Annotated in this window: 1 pseudogene; it reads right to left on the reverse strand. The window is 48.4% G+C overall.

Annotation, left to right across the window (positions count from 1 at the left end):
• Positions 1-244 (reverse strand): annotated as a pseudogene (locus AAEY88_RS15110) (hypothetical protein); the annotation flags it as partial.

A 244-nucleotide genomic window follows, 5' to 3' on the forward strand; every position in this document is an offset into this window, starting at 1 on the left:
GCCCCCAAGCATGCAATGTCTGCGCATCGGATAGTAAGGTTAAGTTGTGTTTGTTGGCCAACATAGCATGTACATGAGGATTGGGTGTTACCACCACAGCATCCTCTAGATATGCCTGCTTAAGCAGCGCATGGTCAGGCTCCTCAAGTGCGAAATCGACCAATCGATTGTAAACCATATCGATTTTCTGTCCATGGGCCATCAGCGCACCGTCGACATAATCGAATTCAGAGGGGTCTAGTAT

The organism is Psychrobacter sp. CAL346-MNA-CIBAN-0220, assembly GCF_040309805.1.
In the GTDB taxonomy this organism is placed as follows: Bacteria; Pseudomonadota; Gammaproteobacteria; order Pseudomonadales; family Moraxellaceae; genus Psychrobacter.